The organism is Rhizobium sp. Leaf321, assembly GCF_001423215.1.
Classification (GTDB): domain Bacteria; phylum Pseudomonadota; class Alphaproteobacteria; order Rhizobiales; family Rhizobiaceae; genus Neorhizobium; species Neorhizobium soli.
This window is the reverse complement of the sequence record NZ_LMOF01000001.1, coordinates 167,428-183,281: the sequence shown is the minus strand read 5'-3', so window position 1 is coordinate 183,281 and position 15,854 is coordinate 167,428. Positions and strand designations below refer to the sequence as shown.

Here is a 15,854-nt window from a genome sequence, read left to right as displayed (position 1 = left end):
GGTCATGTCTCCTCAGAGTTTGGCGGCACATTTTGCCAGGATGTCGAGATAGCCCTCGGCATTCCAGGCGGAACGGCCAATGAAGAGCCCGTCGATATGAGGGCTCGAAATCAGTTCTTCGCAATTGCCGGGATTGACCGACCCGCCATAGAGGCAGGGGATGCGGCGTCCAAGGATGGACTGCGCCACATCAATGATCTCGGCATGGCGGGCGGATGCGTAATCTGCGGTGGCAGGAATGCCATTCTCGCCGATCGCCCAGACCGGTTCGTAGGCGAGCAGGATCTCGGCATTCTTCTGGTCGCCCGACAGTTTGGAAAGGGCACCGCGAACCTCATCCGCAAGGACCTGCTGTGCGTTGCCGCTATCGCGATCAGCGAGCGTCTCTCCGATGCAGATCAGCGGGATGAGCCCGTGGCGAACCGCTGCTTCGGTTTTCAGCCCGACTGTTTCATTCGTCTCGCCGAAATGCTCGCGCCGCTCGGAATGGCCGAGCTCGACGATGTCGAGCTTGCAGTCCTTCAGCATCAGCGGCGAGATCTCGCCGGTCCAGGCACCCTGATCAGCCCAGTGCATGTTCTGCGCGCCGACCTTGACGGAGGTTCCGGCAAGGGCAGCCTTGACCTCGCGCGTGGCGGTAAATGGCGGAATGACAAATCGCTGGATGCGCGAATCCCTGTCTTCATCAGCTGCCTTCACGGCAGCCGCGAATTCCAGAGCTTCGGCAAGCGTCTTGTTCATCTTCCAGCTGGTGCCGATCCAGAAGCTTGGCGATGTGGTCATGGATGTGATCCTCCCGACGATGCGATGGTCAGTGTGACGCCCGTGTCTTCGATGTCTCGAAGCAGTTGGGCCTCAGGCTGATGGTTGGTGATGACGGCGTCGAATTGATCGAGACCGGCGAGGACATGTAGCGCCGTTTGGCCAATCCGCTCGTGGTTGACGAGCAGGTAAGCGCGCGCCGACGATGCCATCATCGCCCGTTTAACCCGGATCACGGCGTCGTCCATGTGATAGGCCTGCCCCGATGCGACGGCCGGGGTTGAGATGAACGCAACGTCAGCTCGCAGCCGCGATAAAGCCTCTTCCGTGACCACGCCGAAGAATGCGTTGAACTTGGGCGAATAGACGCCGCCGAGGGCGATCAGCGTGATGCCGGTCTCGGTTTTCAGCCGCTCCATGACGGCCGCGTTGTTGGTGATAACCGTCAGCGGACGTTTGTCGGCCAGTGCCTCGCCGAGCACGGCCGCCATCGATCCGTCATTGACCATGACGGTCATGCCGGGTTCGACCAGATCGACAGCTGCCTTGCTGATGGCGTGCTTGGCGGCATGATCCTGACGTTCGCGGATCCGAAAATCGCTCTCGAACTGGGTACCTGCGTCGATCGTTGCGCCGCCGCGCACTTTGCGAAGCACCCCTGCCTGCTCAAGCTCGTCCAGATCACGGTGAACGGTCATCTTGGAGATGGCAAAAAGCTCCGCCAGATCGTCGAGATCGACTGTTCGCTTTTCGATCAGCAGATTGATGATCCGTTGGTGTCGTTCTTCGCGCTTCATCCGAGACCGTCCGCGTGGGATGAAACGGATATAACACCTATATTGTTATAATCAACATTATGGATGTGATTTTGCGGCAGCCATGTTGGCTCTGGAGATTTCGACTTGCGCTATATCGCGTCTTTGACGCGCTGCCACGCATTGAGCAAATGAAGCCCCAATACCTTTGACAAGGTTTTCCCGTCCCGCGCTTCGAGCGCGACGATCATCTCCTCATGCTCAGCCATGGCCGCCGACCACTTGTCCGGACCCTCGTGGCCGATGAACCGGATTCTCTTCAAGCGCGACTGCAGTTGCGCTTGAACGCTGCTAAGTGCCTGGTTGTCCGCGATCCGACAGATTTCGGTATGGATGGCCTGGTTGAGCTTGTAGTAGCGCAGACGATCCTTCACGTCGTAGCAGGCCCGCATCTCGTCATGCAGTTGCCTGACCCGTGCGATATCGTCATCCGTCGCGGTCTCGCAGGCAAGGCTTCCGGCAAGCTCCTCCAGGTTCTTCAGAACGATGAGCATGTCGTGCACATCCTTGCCGCTGAACCTTTTGACGATCGCGCCGCGGCTTGGAATGAGTTCGACGAGCCCTTCGCTGGCAAGGTACTTGATCGCTTCCCGCAGCGGCGTGCGCGAAACGCCCAGCTGTTCGCCGAGCTGGCTTTCGTGCATCCGCGAACCGGGGGCAAGCTCGCCCTCGATGATCATGTCGCGCAACCGAGTGACGAGCGTGTCGTGCAAGGCCGTCCGCCGGATGGGGCCGGATGGCGAGACAGGCAATTCGGGCAGTGTATCACTCATTTTGAAAGCTCGATTTCTGGACCGCCGTGATGATCAAAGCGTCTCGCCAGGATTATACCAGAACCCGAACGGCACCAAACGTAAAAATGCTGCATACAAAATGCAAAAGACTTGTCCTGCGATTCCGGATGGCTTAGAAACGTCCTCACCGAGGTAGGAGAATTGACCCATGGATATCACCCAGCATCACGATAGCCGTCCCACCATTGCGCTTGCGATGGGAGACCCGGCCGGTATCAGCCCCGAACTGACCGCACAGCTTCTGGCTTTGGATGACATCAGAGAGCAAGCCTATATCGTTGTGATCGGCGATCGGCGCATTCTCGATAAGGGCGCGCAGGAAGCAGGCGTTCAGCCAGATCTGATCTCGGCTTCGCTCGATGATCTTTCGGGTCTCGATCGCTCGAAGCACGCATTTGTCGATTTGGGCCATCTCGCTCCGGAAGAGGTGGAGCGCGGCGAAGCGACGCTGGCCGGCGGCACGTTCGCCACGCGCAACTTCCGCACCGCCCTTGAGCTCGCCCATGCCGGAAAGGCCGATGCGGTCTGCTTCACGCCGTTCAACAAGAAGGCGATGCGCTTTGCCTATCCGGGCTACGATGACGAAATCCGTTTCGTCTCGGACGTCCTGTCGTTCACGGGCAAGATCCGCGAGTTCAACGTTCTCGAAAAGATCTGGAACGCACGTGTCAGCTCGCACATCCCGCTCAAGGAGGTGGCTGCCAACCTGTCCGTGGACCGGCTTCTGTCGGAACTCGAACTGACTGTTTCTTGCCTGAAGGCCGCCGGTATCGATGAGCCGCGCGTCGCGGTCGCCGGTCTCAACCCGCATGCGGGCGATGGCGGCAGCTTCGGAATGGAAGAAATCGAGATTATCGAACCCGCCGTTGCCGAAGCGAAAGCGCGCGGTTACGGCGTGGAGGGTCCGTTCCCGGCCGATACCGTGTTTCTTCGCGCCATGAAGGAAGGCTATCACGCCGTCCTCACCATGTATCATGACCAGGGTCAGATCGCCATGAAGCTGATTGGCTTCGACAAGGGCGTGACGATGATGGGTGGCCTGCCATTCCCGCTTTGCACGCCGGCTCATGGCACGGCCTATGACATCGCAGGCAAGGGCATTGCCGATATCGGCGCGACCCGTGAAGCGATCCTGCTTGCGACCCGTATGGCAAAGCGCCAGCGCCTGGCAGCACAGGCCGCGTGATCACTTGATCATAAATGACCGGCCGTGAATGGCCGGTCATCTCAGCCCGAGAGGACGCGGGCTTGGCGCATGTCGGTCGGCTTGAACGCCGGCTGCCAACTGTCAGAGTGTGCGGCTTCCCTGCGCCATCAAGAGCGCGGTGGCGTCGCGGTTGGAGGACGACAATGACAAGTTCAGCTCCCAAGTGGACGCGTGAGACCTGGCCGATCGCGGCCGCAATGATTCAATACCCCAATATGTTGCCGGACGGTCGTTCGGTTCAGGATCAGACCGTCGAGGAATGGGCCAAGACTGTCGGCGAAGTCGCAGATGCAGGCTTTACCGAACTCGATCCCACGGACAGCTGGCTCCGCGTCGCCGATCTTTCGGCTGATCGCCGTCGTGCGTTCTGCGAGGTCGTGAATGATGCAGGCATGACCATCCCGGCAATCTCGACATCGCGGCGCAGCGTCATCGACGATAAATACGGCGACGATTACCTTGCCTACAGCCACCGCGTCATCGAGACTGCCGCCGAGATCGGCGCGCAGAGCGTTTCCTTCGGCTTTTTCGAGCCGCTGACGGACAAGCAGAAAAGCGCGTTGTGGTTCTGGACCGAACAAGGTGCCAAAAACCGCGATGATCCCGCGACGTGGAACAAGGCGGTGGCCCGCGTTGCCGAACTCGGCAGGCACGCCGCAGAGGTCGGCATCGAGGTTTCCCTCGAAATGTACGAGGACACCTATCTCGGAACGGCGGACAGTTCTGTCCGCTTCGTCGAGGAAGTCGGTCTGGCCAACGTAGGCATCAACGCCGATCTCGGCAATCTCATCCGTCTCCATCGGCCGGTCGAGCACTGGCTGCAGATGATGACGAAAGTCGCGCCTTTCGCCAAATACTGGCACGTCAAGAACTACATGCGGATCGAGGACGAGCAGGCGGGCTTGATCGCCAGCCATCCGGTTCCGCTCGAATCCGGCTTGATCAACTATCGCACAGCAATCAAGCTTGCGTTGGAACACGGCTTCAACAGCCCGTTCCTGTGCGAGCATTATGGTGGCGACGGCCTTTCCGTCAGCGCGACCAACCGCGACTATCTCCGGCGCATCCTGCCGCGTAATTGAGGACCGCTTACATGACGACGATCTTTGACGCTCCAGACGAATTCGCCTCGACTGCGCTTGCCGGCTTTTGCCAGATCTATCCCAACCACGTGCGTCTCATCACCAACGGTGTCGTGCGCGCTACGAAAGTGCCTGATGGCAAAGTGTCGGTGGTTGTCGGCGGCGGCTCGGGTCATTATCCGGCTTTCGCGGGCTATGTCGGCCAGGGTATGGCCGATGCAGCGGTTGCAGGTGACGTGTTTGCGTCTCCATCGACGGCAGCGGTTGCACGTGTCTGCCGCCATGCCGACAATGGCGGCGGCATCATTCTCGGCTTCGGCAATTATGCAGGCGACGTGCTGAATTTCGGGGTCGCTGCAGAGCGTCTTCGTGCCGAAGGCATCGATGTGCGCATCATTGCCGTGACCGATGACGTTGCGAGTGCGTCGGCTGACGAACACGCCAAGCGCCGCGGCATCGCCGGCGACCTCATGGTCTTCAAGATAGCGGGAGCGGCGGCGGAAGCGGGGCTTTCGCTTGACGAGGTGGAGCGTATCGCCCGGCATGCCAATGAACGCACGGTTTCGTTCGGCGTCGCCTTTGCAGGCTGCACCCTTCCAGGTGCAAAGCAGCCGTTGTTCACGGTCCCGAAAGGCCGGATGGCTCTCGGCCTCGGCATTCACGGCGAACCTGGCATTAGCGAGCAGGATATCGCGAGCGCGACGGACCTCGCGGATGTTCTCACGGACAAACTGCTGGCCGAAAGGCCGCAGGGCTGCACGCGCGTCGCGGCCATTCTCAACGGTCTCGGTTCGACGAAATACGAAGAACTCTTCGTGCTGTGGACCGCCGTCCAGAAGAAACTCACCGGGTCCGACCTTCAGATCGTCCTGCCGGAAGCCGGGGAATTCGTCACCAGCCTCGACATGCAGGGTTGCTCGCTGACGCTGACTTGGCTCGATGAAGAGCTTGAGCGCTATTGGGCGGCACCCTGCGATGCGCCGGCATTTCGTCGCGGACGGCCTGAAGTCGCTGAATTGCGCACCGATGTCATCACCGATGAGGAAGCTGCTCCGGTCATCCCGGCGGCATCCGAAGCGTCGCGAAAGTCGGCCGCCTGCATCTCGGATCTGTTTGCCAGGATTGCCGCCATGCTCACGGACAAGGAATCCGAGCTTGGACGCATCGATGCGATTGCCGGCGACGGCGACCATGGGCAGGGAATGCAGCGTGGTTCCGATGCCGCTGCTAAGGCGATGGCCGCTGCCGTATCGGCTGGCGCCGGCGCGCAGACGACGCTTGCGCTGGGCGGCGATGCCTGGGCTGACCGTGCCGGCGGCACATCAGGCGCGATCTGGGGATTGTTGCTGCGGTCGTGGAGCAGCGCACTGAGCGACAACGACGTGCCTGATGAAGCGGCGATTGCCGAAGGCGCGCGCAGGGCGCTCGATGCCGTCACCAGTCTCGGCCGCGCCCGTATCGGCGACAAGACGCTCGTGGATTCGCTTATTCCGTTCGTCGAGACGCTGACGGAGAAGACCGCGGCCGGCAAGTCCCTGCCGGAAGCCTTCAAGGCTGCAGCCGACGCTTCGAGCGCGGCCGCCGAAGCAACAGCCGCACTCACGCCGCGGCTCGGGCGTGCGCGTCCGCTTGCGGAAAAGAGCATCGGCCATCCGGATGCCGGCGCTGTATCGCTGTCCATGGTGGCGCAGCTTGCTGCCGGCTTTATCGCCAGCCGCCGCTGACCCTGAAAAGGTCTGTTCGGTTTCAGCCGAACAGACCGACACAGGTGAGCCACAGGCCGGATGCCAGGGTAATGCCATCCATCACCAGACCGAACGTGCGCTCCGACATGCTGAGGACATACCGTTTGGCAAAGAACGTTCCGGCCATCAGTGACGAACCAATCACGAGACCGCTGATCACGAGATCATGGGTCAGCGCACCTGCCTGATAGAACGTGAAAACCTTTGCGGCCTGGACGAAAATCGATGCCGCCGCTTCAGTCGACAGGAAGGCGCCCTTGGTCAGCCCGAAGGCCAGGAAGGCTGGAATGCTGAGTGGGCCGGTGGACAGAAACATCCCCGTCAGAAACCCGATACCGGCACCGGCGATCGACATTCCACCCAGCCCGATGGTCATGTTATGGTGGCGGATGTATCGCCGAAACGGGACAAGCAACATGATGAAGAGGCCGAGCAGGGTGCCGCTGACCGCTGCCGGCAAATGGACCAGGCTGACAGCGCCCAGCGACGCTGCCGGCATGCCAGGCAGCGCATAAGCGAGAACGGCGCGCCAATTGACATGCCTATGCCAAGCCATCACACGCGCGGCATTCGCCATCAGCCCGGCGATCGCCATGACGGGAATGGCGCGAGCGGGATCAAACATCGGAACAAGAACGGGCAGGAGAATGAGGCTGGCGCCGGTGCCGATCACCCCGCTCAGGCAACCGGCGACGAAACCTATGGCGCAGACGAGGATATAGGAGAGCAAGGCTTATCCTCGACGCAAGTTCGGCCACAGGGCCTTTGAGAGCGCGCGGCCAGCGTTCGCGCCGGCCGCGCATTGCCTTGGGAGGCTTAGAAGAATGCCTTGTCCTGCTCGCGCCGCAGTTCGAGCAATGCCGAGGTCTCATCGAGTTCGACATCGCCGCAAAGGATCGGCTGGCCCGCCCTGACCGCTCTCTTTAGGGTGCGATTGGCTGCCAGGTAGAAGGGAACGGCCCTGTCATCCGAGAGCGGGCCGGCCGGGATCATCCGCGCAGAAACGTTGACGATCGAGTGATGGTGGCCGCTTGCCGTCAGAATTGTTCCGGCTTCGATATCTGCATCCGCATGCGCGACGAGGTCGATCACCGGCCGCGGCTCGGCAGCACCACTGGAGACGCCGCGCAGGCCGACTTCCAGAATGCTCGTTGCAGCCTCGACGCCCAGAAGATGGCGTGGAATGTAGAGCATGGCGACATCCCCCTTGCGGCTCACGACATGGCCTTTTTCCGCCAGCATCTGCCAGGTCTCCGCGTCGTCGCAACGCACCGTCACGAAGACGCCGCCGGCAAAGCTCAATTCGCCGGGAAGCCGCAGGCAGTGGAAGACGTCGAGCACCTTTGGCGCGCCGAGCAACCCGCCGCTCGAACGCTCTGAAAAGAAATCGGCAACTTCGGTGATCCGCGCGATCGGAACATGCAGGTCGGCTCGGTCGACCAGGAAGCCCGTGGCATTGGCAACCAGCGTCATTTCACACAAGTCCGGAACTGCCCGCTGCGGAAACTCCGCTGCGATTTCCGATCGTCTTGCCGCGATGGTCGCCAGGTCAAGCGAAGCCGGTTCGATCCAGTCGCCGAAATCAGGTGCAGACGCGGTCTTGCCGTTCGAGCTCAATGTCTTCTGTTTTGGGTCATAGACGAAATCGTATTCGCTGGCCTTGCCGGCGGCGATGATATCCAGGCCGAGCACTTCGGCCCAGGTGACCAGACCCATCAACAGGCTCGGCTGATCGCCATCGACCGGCGTCACGATGACATTGTTGTTGCGGGCGCGCAGCGCAAGGCCGGGACCGACGACGCTATCGACTTCCTTGGAGACGAGCGCGACATGCTTGCCCGCATCGATCGCAAGCCGGCAGTGTTTCGCCCCGGCTTCCGGATGACCGGTGGCTTCGACAACCACGGAGATCGGAAGGTCGAGGACGACGCAAAGGTCACCCGCCGCAATATAATGGCCGTTCTCCCAGGCCGTCTTCGCCTCGCTCGCGGTTGCGCATTGGGCAATCCTGGACGGATCGATCCCAAGGCCCCGCAGAACGTCTGTCGCGGTTTGCGCCTTCAGATCGACCGCAACGCGGGTGCTGATCAGCGGCGTCTTCAGGCTTTGCGCGATGAAGCTGCGGCCGAAGCCGCCGGTGCCGACGATGCAGCATTCCACCGGGGCGGACTCTCTGCCGAAATAGGTGTGATAGTTCATGGTGTTCCCCTCCTAAACCGAAACGAAAAAGGCGTGGGCGCGGCTTATACCGCCGCGTCCACGTTCTTGTGGCTTCTGAGGTACTTGATGAACTTCAGGCTCTGCGGAATGATGAGAAGAGCGAGTGCCACGGTCATGATCGAGCCGACCAGATAGTTCGAGAAGAAGATCCCGAGCGATCCGTCGGAGGCAATCATCGACTGGTGGAACGAGCTTTCCGCCTTGCTGCCGAGAACCATGGCGAGAACCAATGGTGCCAGCGGAAATTCCAGCTTGTTGAAGACGAAACCGACGACGCCGAAGATCAGTACGAGCCAGAGGTCGGAGGTCGAATTCGCCACCGTATAGGCGCCAACGAAGCAGATCGCCACGATCATCGGTCCGATGATTGCAAACGGGATGCGAAGCAGCGCTGCGAAGAACGGAACGGTCAACAGGACCAGGATGACACCGACGAAGTTGGAGATATACATGCTGGCGATCAGGCCCCAGACGAAGTCCGGCTGCGTGGTGAACAGCATCGGTCCCGGCGTCAGGCCCCAGATCATCAGGCCGCCCATCATAACGGCTGCGGTTGCAGAGCTTGGAACGCCAAGGGCAAGCATCGGCAGCATGGCGCAGGTGCCGGCCGAGTGGTCGGCGGTTTCCGGTGCAACGATACCTTCGGGACGGCCGGTGCCAAACTTTTCGCCTGGCTTCGACCACTGACGTGCAAGACCATAGCTCATGAACGATGCTGCGGTCGGGCCACCGGGCGTGATGCCCATCCAGATCCCGACGGCAGACGAACGCACGATCGTGGTGAAGTATTTCGGCAGCTCCAGCATGGTCTTGAAGACGTCGCGCGGATCGATACGGGACGCGACTCCGCGGAATTTCAGCCCGTCCTGGACGGTTGCCAGAAGTTCGCCGATCCCGAACAGACCGATGACGACCACCAGGAAGCTGACGCCGCTGAGGAGAGCTTCGATGCCGAATGTCAGGCGAAGCGATCCGGTGACGGTATCCATGCCGACAGTGGATAGAAGAAGGCCGAGGCTGAGCGAGACGGCCGTCTTGATCGGCGAAGCGCTGCCCATCCCCACAAAGGCGCAGAAAGCGAGGAAATAGACGGCAAAATATTCAGCCGCGCCGAAACGAAGCGCGAAGCGCGCTGCCCAAGTGGACAGAAGCGTGATGACGACGATACCGACGAAGGCGCCGATGCCGGCCGACATGAAGGCAAGCGTGAGTGCGCGGGTCGATTGCCCCGATCGCGCCATCGGATAGCCATCGAAAGTGGTCGCCACCGAACTCGGCTCGCCGGGAATGTTGAAGAGGATCGAGGTCGTCGAGCCGCCGAACAGCGCGCCCCAATACATCGACGCCAGAAGGATGATCGCCGAGACCGGGTCCATTGTGAAGGTCAGCGGAATGAGCAGCGATACGCCGTTCGGAGCCCCGAGGCCGGGGAGGACGCCGACGATCAGCCCGAGAAGGACGCCGACGATCATCAGGGTGATGTGCATCGGCGTAAGTGCCGTCGCAAAGCCACCCATAAGCAGTTCAAAATTTTCCATGATCAAGCTCCGGGTGCTTAGTAAATGCCGAGCATTTCTTCGATCGGGCCCTTATGCAGCGGCACCTGGAACGCTTTTTCGAAGACGAAATAAAGCGCGATGGAGAAGACAACACCGATCAGGATCGCGATCCACGGCTTGTAGCCGCCGTTGCGCCAGGCAACGTAGAAGAGATACAGCGCCGTCCCGATATAGGTGCCGAGAAAGACCGTCACGATGACGAAGACGATCATCGGCAGAAGGAAGGAAAGAACCCTTCGCGTCTGTTCCGGCTCAAGGAACGTCTCGCGCATCTCCTCGCTGCCCATTTTCAACCTGAAAATGGCCTGGGCCGCGCTGGCAAAAGCCGCAACGATCAGGATGATGCCGACGTAAAACGGAAAGTAGCCCGGCATGGGGCCGGATTCACTCCAGCTGACGCCGAGTTCCAGGGCACCTGTTGCACCCAGCGCGCCGACGGCGGCAAGCGTGATGGCGGTGACGATCTCGACATGGAGTCGCTTGATACGCATGATTGATTTCCCTCGATCGAAAGATCCGGCACGAACATGCCGGACCTAAAATCGTATTGGCGTCAGGATTTTACTTAACCAGCCAACCTTCGGCTTCGAAGACGCCGACGGCGTTCTTCTCGCTGGTAACAATGAAGTCCTGCAGCTTCTGGCCAGACATGAAATCGCCGGTCTGCGAGGTCTTGCGGATATAGTCGGCCCATTCCGGGGTCTCGCTGACCTTTTTCAGAACGTCGCTGTAGTAGGCGACCGCATCATCAGGCGTTCCTGCCGCGGTCCAGACCGTGCGGGGCATCTTGTAGGACGGAATGTTGACGCCGCTCGAGGCGCAGGTCGGGATGTCGCCCCAGCCCTTGCCGTCATGGACCGGATCGCTCTTGGCCATCGGCTTGTCGGAGAAGACGCAAAGGGGCTTGATCGCGCCTGCTTGCCACTGGCCGACATTCTCGTTCGGATTGTTGACGTTGGCAGCGACATGGCCGCCGGCCAGCTGAACGCCGACTTCGCCACCGCCATTAAAGGGCAGATACTTGAAATTGGTGCCCGTCGTCTGCTCGATCAGAGCGACCAGGGTTTCATCCGTGTCCTTCGACTGGCTGCCTGCAAAGGAAAGCTTGTTCGGCGCAGCTTTCGCGGCTTCGATGAGATCCGTCGGCGTCGCGTATTCGGAATCGCCCTTCACCCAGATCAAAAATTCGTCGAATGCGAGCGCTGCGACGGGACGCAGGTCCTCCATCGAATAGGCGAGCTTTGCGACATGCGGCAGGAGATAGGCGTTGTTGGTTCCGAAGTAGAGCTTGTTCGGATCGCCTTCATTCTTGCGAGCATAGAGAAACGCTTCCGCGCCGCTGCCGCCGCCCTTGTTGAGGACCACCATCGATTTTTCCATCAGCTTGTGCTTGGCGATGATCGACTGGATGGTACGGGCAAAGTTGTCGGTACCGCCGCCCGGGCCGGATGCGACGACAAACTCGACGGGGCGTGTCGGTTCGAAGGCAAGCGCCTGTCCCGCCAGCACGACCGCGGCCGCAAATGTCAATCCTACGGATAGCTTCTTCATCTTATTCCTCCTTTAGATGAAATGGCTGCAGGTTTGCCTACAGCCGATCGGTCCTCGTGTTCACGAAGCGGCAGCGAACTGCGTCCTCGGCGCACCTCGTGATATCGACCCGGCAATGAGCGGCCAGGCAGACGCCGGCTGCGATCTCGTGATGTCGGGCAGTTCTTTGAATTCGAATGAGAAAGAAACGAGCGCGCTGAAGCCACTCTGATCGTGGCGGCTGGGCCTCGCCGAGACGGCCTTTGCGGGCGCAAGTCCGACTGATTTTGGGCTTCGTCCTGACGCCATAATCTCCTCCATCCGAGGAAAATCATAGGCCATCTATTAGCACACATCAAGTCTTCAGAATTTTGTATACAAAATTTTGCGGACAGGGGAGCGCAGGCGGCGATACGATCGATCAGCGCGATCTAATCGATTTGCTCTTGCTTTACGCGATAGCCCGACTGTTCAAACTCGCGTTTGCGAACGCGAGTTTGAACGGATCGCGAGATTTTTTTTAGAGAACTTAGGCTGATCGGCACCGGGAACCGTCATGCGGATAGCACAACAGCAACCTTAGATTCAGGTCCCGATCGGCGATTCGCAATCGCAGCTAGGTCTATTCAGCCTTCGACTGCGTGCTACCCAAAGAGAGCCGTCCGGGCGACCTCAGGCGCGGTGCCGGTCAGGCCGGCTTCGTTCGCCATCGGCAGCCGGTAGTATTTGCGTGCAGTCCCCGCAAAGAGTTTTGCCTGATCTCTCAGGGAATAGCGTGCCGCCACGTGCTTGAAGCCCGAATAGATCGTGTCAAATGAACCGCATAGACTATCGACCGGGAAATTGCTGGCAAACATCGTCCGCTCGGCTGAGAACATAGCAATGGTTTCGGTGATGATGGCGCTGTTGTCCTCGATTGACCAGGGCCGCCCTTTCTGGCCGATCCCAGAAATCTTGACGCAGACATTGGGCATATCTGCAAACTTGCCCATCGCCGCGTGCCATCCCTTCATCCCTTCGCTGGATCGATCCGATGGCAGACCCGTGTGGTTGAGGATGATGGTCGTGGAAGGAAAATCCCGTGCCAGCAGCATGGCCTCGTCGAGATGCCACCAGTTCGTCTGGAGATCGAAGCTCAGTCCATGCGTCTCGAGAAGGGCGTAGCCTTTGCGCCAGGTCTCGTCGGTCATGAGAGTTCGGTGATCGGCAGCAACAGCGGCGCTTTCGGCGCCACCCGGCTTGTGACGCACGCTGCGCACGAGTTTGAACTTTGCCTGCTCGGCGAGCACGTCGCCGACATCGGCTCTGTTGAGCCATGCCTGAGCCACGATGGCGTTGGGGAGCCCGAATTCATCCGCGACCTTGGTTGCGTATCGGCTTTCACCAATGGAATCTGTCGGATCCCACTCGGTCTCGACATACACTGTCTGCACGACGTTGTGACCTTGCGCGTCCTTCAGGTAGTCGGGCGGAAGATAGCGCCGCTTGATCGAGCTGTAATCGCCATACCGGAAAGGAATGTTTGCCTCCGGCTTCAGCCAGGGGTGGTCGTTGACGACGGGGTCCCAGAAGTGCTGATGCGCATCGACGATCGGCCCGTCCCAAAGAGGAAATTGTTCCAATTAGCTGCCCTTCCGTTCACGATTGCCTTCGTTGAAGTCGATGGTGAGAGTGGCGATGACATAGACGACGGCGCAGCCCGCAAAGAAGCCGAGCACGGTGCCATAGGAGCCATCAGTCCATTGAAGGATGAAGCCTGTCAGGATCGGGACGATGATGCCGCTGACACTGCCGGCAAAGTTCATTGTGCCGCCGATGACGCCGACCCGGCTCTTCGGCGCGAGGATCGAGGGGAGGCTCCAGTAAAGGCTGCCGAAGTAGAGCAGGAATAGTGTGGCGGAGAGAAGCGCGACCGCGGCAACCGGGCTGCTCACATGCGGCAGAGCAATGAATGTGGCGGCGACGCCGAGGCCAGTGATGCCCAGAAGAAGCTTGTAGACGACGGATCGTTTAAACCCTGCGGCCACCATCTTGTCGGCGACAAAGCCGCTCGCGAGCGAACCCAGCATGCCGGCGAGGAAGATGACGAAAGTCGCTCCGCCCATTTCCTTCAGGTTGAAGTTGCGCGCCTGCGCAAGATAGCTCGGGCCCCAGGTCAGCAAACCGAAATTGATCATCGCCCATCCTGCGCGACCTGCCACGAGGCTGACGATCGACCGGCGAAGGATTTCGGTCGGTTCGCTTTCCGTAGCCTCGAACTTCGGTTGCCCCACTTCGTTGATGATATCCATTTCCGCGGCGTTGATGCCCGGATGCGTGGACGGATTGTCACGGAGGTAACGCCATGCGAGCCAGCCCAAAAGGATGGTCACGAGCCCGGCGACGATGAAGGCAAGCCGCCAGCTTCCGAGCGTAAGGATGAGCCAGCTGATCAGGACGCCGCCGATGGCAGCCCCGAGCGGCGCACCGCTGTCCATGAAAACGGCACCGCGTGCCCGTTCCCGTTTCGAAAGCCAGATCGAATTGAGTTTTGCTCCGGCCGGGAACAGAGGCGCTTCCGCCGCGCCGAGACCGATGCGCGTCAACAGAAGCGAGATGCCGCCGGTCGTGAAGCCCGCAATGGTCTGGAAGATACCCCAACCGAGTGTGGACACCGTGATGACCGAGCGTGCGCCAAAGCGGTCGATCAGCATGCCTCCGGGGATCTGCATCAATGCATAGCTCCAGAAGAACGAGCTCAGGATAAGACCCTGCATGGCGGGGCCGAGCGAGAATTCGGCGGCAATGCTGGGCATGGCGATCGACAGAGCCGTACGGTCGACCATGTTGATGACAACGAGCAGGAAAACGACGACGAAGATGTACCATCGTACATTCGTTGCCGCTTTACCCTTTAGCTCCACGCGGCCAGCGGCAACGGGTTGCTGTTCAATTTCGGACATAGATACAAATCCTCCCTGACTTGTCGGCGCAGGCCTCATCAGGCTTGCATCCACCCGGTTGTCACCGACCTCCTTGATCGGCGTTCCTCTCCACCGTGCATCCCGGGAATATAGTTGACTGGCTATGCCGAAATAATGAAATATACAGATCATGTGATCGGCTTTTCCGATCACGGCATCCGCCGGCTGAAATGGATTGCGCCAATGGCATCAGAGCGTTTCGACCGCGGGCTGTCGCTCCTGCGCCACCTGAAAAGCACGCAGCTGCTGCTTCTCATCGAGCTTGGAAAGGTCGCGAGCCTGCGAAAAGCCGCGTCGGCTCTCAACATGACGCAGCCGACGGCGACGAAACTGATTCAGGATCTGGAAGCGGCCGTCGGCCATCCGCTGTTCGAGCGCAGTTCCAGGGGCATGCGCGCAACGCCCTATGGCGAGGTGATGATTAGACATGCGCGGCTCATGCAGATGGAGATCGTCCGGACGAGGGAGGATCTCGATTCGCTGTCGTCGGGCGCATCCGGCACGTTGCGGATCGGGGCTGTCATCAGCGCCGTTCCGTTTCTCCTGGCAAAGGCTGTCGCTGCGCTCAAGCGCGAGCATCCCGGCCTGCAGGTCTCAATCGATGCCGGGACAAGCGATGCGCTCGTTGGCTCCCTGTTGAACGGTCACCTCGATGTGCTGCTGGCACGACCGATCGTGCTCGGCGATCGCAACGACTTCGATTACGTCGATCTCATCGACGAACCGCTGAAAGTCGTCGGCCGGCGGGACCATCCGCTCGCGAGCAGGTCGTCCGTCACGGTGCGCGAGCTCGGCGAATGGCCCTGGACGCTTCTGCCGGCCGGAAGCCCGATGCGAAAGGTTCTGGCGCCCGTCTTTGCCGAAATGCGACTGTCCGGTCCCCAAAACATCGTCGAAACTTCGTCAATGATGACGATGGTGGCGCTGATGCACGAGAGCGACATGCTGGCCGTGATGCCCGGCGACGTATCGGACTTCTACATCCGCCATAACCTGCTGGTCGAGATCCCGGTCACGCTGCCTGCGGTGATGGGATCATACGGGATCGTCACGCGTCGAGATCGCCCGATGACGCCCGGCGTCGAGGCGTTCTTGACGCAACTCCAGACGGCGCTGCAAGAACAGCGACGGATCAGGGCGGAACTGACGAGCGACGGATGATGCAAGCCGGATGCAT

At 60.3% G+C, this 15,854-nt stretch carries 14 protein-coding genes; 4 read left to right on the top strand and 10 right to left on the bottom strand.

Annotated elements, in window-relative coordinates; genetic code table 11:
• Positions 1-12: 12 nt before the first annotated feature.
• The 3 genes from ASF70_RS00810 to ASF70_RS00800 all read right to left on the bottom strand — a co-directional run bounded on the left by ASF70_RS00810 (position 13) and on the right by ASF70_RS00800 (position 2,350).
• Entirely contained in the window at positions 13-783 is a 771-nt protein-coding gene (locus tag ASF70_RS00810; RefSeq protein WP_062458658.1) for a triose-phosphate isomerase, read from the bottom strand.
• Positions 780-1,559: a DeoR/GlpR family DNA-binding transcription regulator gene (locus ASF70_RS00805; RefSeq protein WP_062458661.1), complete on the bottom strand. Its 780-nt coding sequence runs from the start codon at positions 1,557-1,559 to the stop codon at positions 780-782. The genes ASF70_RS00810 and ASF70_RS00805 overlap by 4 nt, the downstream gene beginning before the upstream one ends.
• Positions 1,560-1,669: 110 nt before the next feature.
• On the bottom strand, positions 1,670-2,350 hold the full coding sequence (locus tag ASF70_RS00800; RefSeq protein ID WP_062576607.1) for a GntR family transcriptional regulator: 681 nt from the start codon (positions 2,348-2,350) through the stop codon (positions 1,670-1,672).
• A gap of 169 nt (positions 2,351-2,519) precedes the next feature.
• Between ASF70_RS00800 and ASF70_RS00795 the strand changes: the two genes are divergently transcribed.
• The 3 genes from ASF70_RS00795 (at position 2,520) to ASF70_RS00785 (ending at position 6,384) form a co-directional block, all read left to right on the top strand.
• On the top strand, positions 2,520-3,557 hold the full coding sequence (locus tag ASF70_RS00795; protein ID WP_062576605.1) for a 4-hydroxythreonine-4-phosphate dehydrogenase PdxA: 1,038 nt from the start codon (positions 2,520-2,522) through the stop codon (positions 3,555-3,557).
• A 164-nt stretch (positions 3,558-3,721) separates the two neighbouring features.
• Positions 3,722-4,660 (top strand): sugar phosphate isomerase/epimerase family protein, encoded by a 939-nt coding sequence (locus ASF70_RS00790; RefSeq protein ID WP_062576602.1) that lies wholly within the window; start codon positions 3,722-3,724, stop codon positions 4,658-4,660.
• A gap of 11 nt (positions 4,661-4,671) precedes the next feature.
• Positions 4,672-6,384 carry a dihydroxyacetone kinase family protein gene (locus ASF70_RS00785; RefSeq protein ID WP_062576600.1) on the top strand — a complete coding sequence of 571 codons (1,713 nt, stop codon included), beginning with the start codon at positions 4,672-4,674 and terminating at the stop codon, positions 6,382-6,384.
• Positions 6,385-6,406: 22 nt separating this feature from the next.
• On the opposite strand, the gene ASF70_RS00780 is transcribed toward ASF70_RS00785, so the two are convergent.
• From ASF70_RS00780 to ASF70_RS00745, 7 genes are all read right to left on the bottom strand, one after another.
• Entirely contained in the window at positions 6,407-7,135 is a 729-nt protein-coding gene (locus ASF70_RS00780; protein ID WP_062576598.1) for a sulfite exporter TauE/SafE family protein, read from the bottom strand.
• 86 nt (positions 7,136-7,221) lie between these two features.
• Positions 7,222-8,604 carry a hypothetical protein gene (locus ASF70_RS00775; protein WP_062576596.1) on the bottom strand — a complete coding sequence of 461 codons (1,383 nt, stop codon included), beginning with the start codon at positions 8,602-8,604 and terminating at the stop codon, positions 7,222-7,224.
• A gap of 44 nt (positions 8,605-8,648) precedes the next feature.
• The gene (locus tag ASF70_RS00770) at positions 8,649-10,163 is read right to left on the bottom strand and encodes a tripartite tricarboxylate transporter permease (RefSeq protein WP_062576594.1); all 1,515 of its coding nucleotides are present in this window, start codon (positions 10,161-10,163) and stop codon (positions 8,649-8,651) included.
• 17 nt (positions 10,164-10,180) lie between these two features.
• Positions 10,181-10,675 (bottom strand): tripartite tricarboxylate transporter TctB family protein, encoded by a 495-nt coding sequence (locus tag ASF70_RS00765; RefSeq protein ID WP_062458685.1) that lies wholly within the window; start codon positions 10,673-10,675, stop codon positions 10,181-10,183.
• A gap of 70 nt (positions 10,676-10,745) precedes the next feature.
• The gene (locus ASF70_RS00760; RefSeq protein ID WP_062576592.1) at positions 10,746-11,735 is read right to left on the bottom strand and encodes a tripartite tricarboxylate transporter substrate-binding protein; all 990 of its coding nucleotides are present in this window, start codon (positions 11,733-11,735) and stop codon (positions 10,746-10,748) included.
• A 623-nt stretch (positions 11,736-12,358) separates the two neighbouring features.
• A complete protein-coding gene (locus ASF70_RS00750) occupies positions 12,359-13,336 on the bottom strand; it encodes an amidohydrolase family protein (protein WP_062576589.1) in 978 nt (325 codons plus the stop codon).
• Positions 13,337-14,656: an MFS transporter gene (locus ASF70_RS00745; protein ID WP_062576587.1), complete on the bottom strand. Its 1,320-nt coding sequence runs from the start codon at positions 14,654-14,656 to the stop codon at positions 13,337-13,339. It lies immediately after the preceding gene.
• Positions 14,657-14,791: 135 nt separating this feature from the next.
• Here ASF70_RS00745 and ASF70_RS00740 point away from each other — a divergent pair, with 135 nt between their 5' ends.
• Positions 14,792-15,838, top strand: coding sequence for a LysR family transcriptional regulator (locus ASF70_RS00740; protein ID WP_062576585.1), 1,047 nt, complete (start codon positions 14,792-14,794; stop codon positions 15,836-15,838).
• The last annotated feature ends 16 nt before the right edge of the window (positions 15,839-15,854 follow it).

Bases quoted from the DNA above. Each gene is read 5' to 3' on its own strand.
- ASF70_RS00810 (WP_062458658.1), bottom strand. From the start codon at position 783: ATGACCACATCGCCAAGCTTCTGGATCGGCACCAGCTGGAAGATGAAC.
- ASF70_RS00805 (WP_062458661.1), bottom strand. From the start codon at position 1,559: ATGAAGCGCGAAGAACGACACCAACGGATCATCAATCTGCTGATCGAA.
- ASF70_RS00800 (WP_062576607.1), bottom strand. From the start codon at position 2,350: ATGAGTGATACACTGCCCGAATTGCCTGTCTCGCCATCCGGCCCCATC.
- ASF70_RS00795 (WP_062576605.1), top strand. From the start codon at position 2,520: ATGGATATCACCCAGCATCACGATAGCCGTCCCACCATTGCGCTTGCG.
- ASF70_RS00790 (WP_062576602.1), top strand. From the start codon at position 3,722: ATGACAAGTTCAGCTCCCAAGTGGACGCGTGAGACCTGGCCGATCGCG.
- ASF70_RS00785 (WP_062576600.1), top strand. From the start codon at position 4,672: ATGACGACGATCTTTGACGCTCCAGACGAATTCGCCTCGACTGCGCTT.
- ASF70_RS00775 (WP_062576596.1), bottom strand. From the start codon at position 8,604: ATGAACTATCACACCTATTTCGGCAGAGAGTCCGCCCCGGTGGAATGC.
- ASF70_RS00770 (WP_062576594.1), bottom strand. From the start codon at position 10,163: ATGGAAAATTTTGAACTGCTTATGGGTGGCTTTGCGACGGCACTTACG.
- ASF70_RS00765 (WP_062458685.1), bottom strand. From the start codon at position 10,675: ATGCGTATCAAGCGACTCCATGTCGAGATCGTCACCGCCATCACGCTT.
- ASF70_RS00760 (WP_062576592.1), bottom strand. From the start codon at position 11,735: ATGAAGAAGCTATCCGTAGGATTGACATTTGCGGCCGCGGTCGTGCTG.
- ASF70_RS00745 (WP_062576587.1), bottom strand. From the start codon at position 14,656: ATGTCCGAAATTGAACAGCAACCCGTTGCCGCTGGCCGCGTGGAGCTA.
- ASF70_RS00740 (WP_062576585.1), top strand. From the start codon at position 14,792: ATGAAATATACAGATCATGTGATCGGCTTTTCCGATCACGGCATCCGC.